Consider the following 3,467-nt stretch of genomic DNA (forward strand, 5'->3'; position numbering starts at 1 on the left):
GGACTACCAGCAGCTTTGTGTGGTGAGGCAGCTCTGCCGCGACCTCGACCTGCCTGTCGAGATCATCGGCGCACCGACGATACGCGACGCGCATGGTCTCGCCATGTCGTCACGCAACGCCTATCTCGATGAGGCCGAACTGAAGATCGCCCGCCAACTCAACGTCATATTGCGCAATACGGCTGCGGCGCTGGCGGCAGGCGCCGGCCAGAGCGACGCAACCGAAGAGGCCAGCCGCGCCCTCATCGCCGCCGGCTTTCAGAAGGTCGACTATGTCGAGGTACGCCAAAGCCTGACGCTTGCGCCATGGCGCCGAAACCGCGAAGGGCGTCTTCTCGCGGCAGCATGGCTCGGCAAGACCAGACTGATCGACAATGTGGAGGTTCCCGCTGTCTAGCGCGAAGGCTCGATCCTTCGGCCAGACAGACACGGGCCGACCACAGTCGATGGTCCCGTACTCTTTGGGGTCGACGTATCGCGGCGGATTGCTGCCGCGCCTAGCTCTCGCTCTTTTGTCCGCCGGCCCTGACGATCAGGTGTCCCGCCACGATCCCAACCACCCCGGCAAGGGCTTTCACCAATGCATCGATGAAGCGTGCATGGCGACCGGGATCAATGAGCTGAAGCAGTTCCAGCATGCCGGCGGTCACAGCCACGAAGATCACGACCTGGTACAGTCGGTTGGGGAAGCCGATCGCCAGGGCGAAGCCCAGCAGGACATAAGCCAAGGCACGCTCGACATTCGCTTCAGCGAGGTGCGGCCGCATCTGGATCGGCGACAAGGTCGCGAAAATGATGATGGCGAGCAGCGCCAGCGCTGTAATGCGGGACAGTTTGGTCATGCCCTTGCATATCCGTCGTGAGCCGGCACAGCAAACGCCGCGATGACGCATGGCCGGATCGCTCTATTCATCCGGTGTCAATCTATCCGAGCGACTTCTCGAAACTCAGCGTCGTCGGCCTTGAGGTATCACGGGACTCCTCCGCGGCACTGACAGGCAAGAACCCTTTCGACCGATAGAAGGCGATGGCGCCGCCATTGGCCTCCTCGACCTCGACGCGCAGCGTTCGCGCTTCCGGGAAACTGGCCTCGACCTCGTCGAGCAGTGCTTGCCCGATCCCGCGCCTTTGGCAGTCCGGATGGACGTAGAGCTGGTTCAGCAGGATGATTTTCGCATCGGCGGTGGCGGCGGCGAAAGCCATGCCACCGATCCGCTTGCCGTCATCGGCCACCAGGAATTCCGAATTCGGCCGCGTCAGCCGCGAGCGGAGCGAAGCGATCGAGTGCCATTCGTCGGTGATCTCGGTGACTTTGGCAGCGCCATAAATGGCGTCATAGGTCGCATGCCACGTTTCCACCAGCAGCGTCCGCACAGCGGCAAGGTCGCGTTCACCTGCGGTGCGGACGAACACGGCGCTACTCGATGCCCAGCTTGGCCTTGACGAGGTCGTTGACGGCTTGCGGGTTGGCCTTGCCGCCGGTCGCCTTCATCACCTGGCCGACGAACCAGCCGGCCATGCTCGGCTTGGCGCGCGCCTGTTCGACCTTGTCAGGGTTGGCGGCAATAACGTCCTCGACGGCCTTCTCGATGGCGCCGGTGTCGGTGACCTGCTTCATGCCACGGCTCTCGACCAGTTGGCGAGGGTCGCCGCCCTCATTCCAGACGATCTCGAACAGGTCCTTGGCGATCTTGCCGGAGATGGTGCCATCCTTGATCAGATCGATGACCGCACCGAGCTGCTCGGGCGAAACCGGAGCGTTTTCAATGTCTTTTCCGGCCTTGTTCAATTGCCCGAGCAGATCGTTGATGACCCAGTTGGCGGCGAGCTTGCCGTCGCGGCCGGCGGCCACCTTCTCGAAATAATCGGCGATCGGCTTTTCCGACACCAGGATCGAGGCGTCATAGACGGACAGGCCGAGCGACGCGATCAGCCGCGCCTTCTTGTCGTCCGGCAGTTCCGGCAATTCCTTGGCCAGCGCATCGACATAGGCCTGGTCGAATTCCAGCGGCAAAAGGTCGGGATCGGGGAAGTAGCGGTAATCATGCGCCTCTTCCTTGGAGCGCATCGAGCGCGTCTCGCCCTTGACGGCGTCGAACAGCCGCGTCTCCTGATCGATCTTGCCGCCGTCCTCGAGAATGGCGATCTGCCGGCGCGCCTCATAGTCGATGGCCTGGCCGATGAAGCGGATCGAGTTGACGTTCTTGATCTCGCAGCGCGTGCCGAACTCGCCGCCCGGCCTGCGCACCGAAACGTTGACGTCGGCGCGCATCGAACCTTCGTCCATGTTGCCGTCGCAGGTGCCGAGATAGCGCACGATGGTGCGCAGCTTGGTGACATAAGCCTTGGCCTCGTCGGCCGAGCGCATGTCCGGCTTGGAGACGATCTCCATCAGCGCCACGCCGGAGCGGTTGAGATCGACATAGGACATGGTCGCATGCTGGTCGTGCATCGACTTGCCGGCATCCTGCTCCAGATGCAGCCGCTCGATGCCGACCTCGATGTCCTCGAATTCGCCCTGGCGGTCCGGGCCGACCGAAACGATCACCGTGCCTTCGCCGACGATCGGCTGCTTGAACTGCGAGATCTGGTAGCCCTGCGGCAGGTCGGGATAAAAGTAGTTCTTCCGATCGAAGACCGACTTGTGGTTGATCTGCGCCTTCAGCCCCAGGCCGGTGCGGATCGCCTGCTTGACGCATTCCTCGTTGATGACCGGCAGCATGCCCGGCATCGCCGCATCGACCAGGCTGACATTGGCGTTGGGCGGCGCGCCGAAGGCCGTCGAGGCGCCCGAAAACAGCTTTGCTTCCGACGTGACCTGCGCATGGACCTCGAGGCCGATGATGATCTCCCAGTCGCCGGTGGCGCCGGGGATCAGGCGTTTTGCGTCAGGAGTACGGGTGTCGATAAGGGACATGGCGGCCTGCGAATTGCGGTGACTGATTTCACGTTTGAACCTGAATTTCACGTCGAACGTGAAATCATTCGCTAGTGCAAACCGCCAAAAGAGACAAGCGCAAAGCCACGGACTGGCCTTTTCAGCCGCTTTCGCCTATAGGACGCTCATTCCAATGGAGAGTGGATGTCCACTTACGCTCAGTCCCGGTAAGGCCCTGACCTCCTGGCGAGGCAGGGCAGAAAACCTGAAACCCCGTGCCGCGAAGCTTCGCGGCGGCGGCATTTTTTGTTTTCCCGGAAAACTCTCACATGGATATTTCGCGCACTGAACAGCGCATCCTGCACCTGCTCGCGCAGGGCGGACGCATTGAAATCGAAAAGAACGACAAGAAGCGGATCGCCTCCGTCAAATGCCTGACCCGCGACGGCTGGCACTATCCGGACGTCGATCTCGACATGTTTCGAAAGCTGAAGCGGAAGAAGGCGGTTTCTTCGTCGGGAGGCGGCCCCTACCGCATCACCCGGCGCGGGCTCGCACTCGTCCGCTCCGAACTCGACAACAGGTAGCC

5 protein-coding genes are annotated in these 3,467 nt (G+C 62.1%); 2 read left to right on the forward strand and 3 right to left on the reverse strand.

Annotation, left to right across the window (positions count from 1 at the left end):
• A partial coding sequence (locus EN750_RS24345) for a pantoate--beta-alanine ligase (protein WP_145967876.1) occupies positions 1-397 on the forward strand: 397 nt, incomplete at its 5' end.
• Positions 398-497: 100 nt separating this feature from the next.
• On the opposite strand, the gene EN750_RS24350 is transcribed toward EN750_RS24345, so the two are convergent.
• The 3 genes from EN750_RS24350 to gatB form a co-directional block, all read right to left on the reverse strand.
• Entirely contained in the window at positions 498-842 is a 345-nt protein-coding gene (locus EN750_RS24350; RefSeq protein WP_189526425.1) for a hypothetical protein, read from the reverse strand.
• 82 nt (positions 843-924) lie between these two features.
• Complete coding sequence (locus EN750_RS24355; RefSeq protein ID WP_127397922.1) at positions 925-1,413, reverse strand: GNAT family N-acetyltransferase; 489 nt, start codon at positions 1,411-1,413, stop codon at positions 925-927.
• 4 nt (positions 1,414-1,417) lie between these two features.
• Complete coding sequence (gene gatB / locus EN750_RS24360) at positions 1,418-2,917, reverse strand: Asp-tRNA(Asn)/Glu-tRNA(Gln) amidotransferase subunit GatB (protein WP_127397924.1); 1,500 nt, start codon at positions 2,915-2,917, stop codon at positions 1,418-1,420.
• 290 nt (positions 2,918-3,207) lie between these two features.
• Between gatB and EN750_RS24370 the strand changes: the two genes are divergently transcribed.
• Positions 3,208-3,465, forward strand: coding sequence for a YjhX family toxin (locus EN750_RS24370; RefSeq protein ID WP_127269620.1), 258 nt, complete (start codon positions 3,208-3,210; stop codon positions 3,463-3,465).
• The last annotated feature ends 2 nt before the right edge of the window (positions 3,466-3,467 follow it).

Origin of the sequence: Mesorhizobium sp. M7A.F.Ca.ET.027.03.2.1, assembly GCF_003999175.1 — a bacterium.
GTDB lineage: Bacteria > Pseudomonadota > Alphaproteobacteria > Rhizobiales > Rhizobiaceae > Mesorhizobium.

Bases quoted from the DNA above. Each gene is read 5' to 3' on its own strand.
- EN750_RS24350 (WP_189526425.1), bottom strand. From the start codon at position 842: ATGACCAAACTGTCCCGCATTACAGCGCTGGCGCTGCTCGCCATCATC.
- gatB (WP_127397924.1), bottom strand. From the start codon at position 2,917: ATGTCCCTTATCGACACCCGTACTCCTGACGCAAAACGCCTGATCCCC.
- EN750_RS24370 (WP_127269620.1), top strand. From the start codon at position 3,208: ATGGATATTTCGCGCACTGAACAGCGCATCCTGCACCTGCTCGCGCAG.